Source organism: Prevotella sp. S7-1-8 (genome assembly GCF_000758925.1).
GTDB lineage: Bacteria > Bacteroidota > Bacteroidia > Bacteroidales > Bacteroidaceae > Prevotella.
The window spans coordinates 1-1,307 of sequence record NZ_JRNC01000143.1 but is presented as its reverse complement, the minus strand read 5'-3'; the positions used below and the strand labels follow the sequence as shown (position 1 = coordinate 1,307).

Here is a 1,307-nt window from a genome sequence, read left to right as displayed (position 1 = left end):
TTGCGGCTTCGTGCAGGCATCTCGTTTCCTTTTACCACACATACGGCAAGGCACACATTTGCCACGCTCATCACGCTTGAGCAAGGAGTTCCAATAGAAACGGTGAGCAAGATGCTGGGACATTCCAACGTGAGCATGACCGAGCGTTATGCAAAGGTAACACCGCAGAAACTCTTTGAGGAATTTGACCGTTTCCTTTCTTTCACTGAAGATATGCAGTTGGCTATTTGACCATTTCTTTCATTCAACATTGTTTTATAGCTAAATAACACATGAACAATTCAATCAAGACCATTATGAGAAGTACATTCAAGATACTGTTTTATATCAACAGACAGAAGACAAAGGCAGACGGCAATACCACCATTTTCTGCCGTATCACCATCGATGGAAAGAACGCAGTTATTACCACAGGCGAAGTGTGTAAATTCTCCGAGTGGAACACCAAGCAGGGTTTGACAACCAACAGGAAGACTAATCAAAGAATCAATGAGTTCAGGGATTTGGTGGAAAAGACCTATCAGAACATTCTTGTAAAGGATGGAGTTGTAAGCGTGGAACTTGTAAAGAACCGCTTACAGGGTATTGCCACCAATCCGACCACGCTCCTTGCCATGAGCTGGGCGGAACTTCAAGCAGTCAAGGAAAGTGTTGGCATATCAAGGGCAGAGGGAACTTATCTGAACCTGTTCTATTCTGACAGAAATCTCCGTGAATTTGTCGAAAACAAAGGAGTCCAGGACATACCCATCGGAACCATTACAGAGGACTTGTTCGAGGAATACCGTTTCTTTCTGAAAAAGCGTGGGCTGAGAGCATCCACCATCAACAACAACCTCTGCTGGCTGAGCCGATTGTTGTTCCGTGCGGTCAGCAAGAGGATTATCCGCTGCAATCCGTTTGAGAATGCCAAGTATGAAAAGGAGGAAAAGAAGATACGTTTTCTGCAAAAGGGCGATGTAATGAAACTTATGCCAATGAGGATGAACGACAAGGAAGCGGAGCTGGCAAGACAGATGTTCATCTTTTCCTGCTTCACAGGACTGGCAATCTCGGATATGGAAAATTTGGAATACAAGCATATCCAAACGACAGCGGAAGGACAGATGTATATAAGAAAGGAACGTCAGAAAACCAAGGTTGAGTTCATCGTGCCGTTACATCCCATAGCGGAAGCCATTATCAGCCATTGCCAGAAAGAGCAGGAAAGAAGTGAAGAACAGAAGACGGTGAAAGAAAAAGGCGACCACCTTGTCTTTCACCGTAATTGCAGCCGCAGTGTCATGGATACCAAGCTGAGCATCGTT

2 protein-coding genes are annotated in these 1,307 nt (G+C 44.8%); both read left to right on the top strand.

Annotated features, from left to right (window positions below; genetic code table 11):
* A partial coding sequence (locus tag HMPREF1640_RS12390) for a tyrosine-type recombinase/integrase (RefSeq protein WP_156098818.1) occupies positions 1 to 231 on the top strand: 231 nt, incomplete at its 5' end.
* 65 nt (positions 232 to 296) lie between these two features.
* A partial coding sequence (locus HMPREF1640_RS12385) for a site-specific integrase (protein ID WP_036895413.1) occupies positions 297 to 1,307 on the top strand: 1,011 nt, incomplete at its 3' end.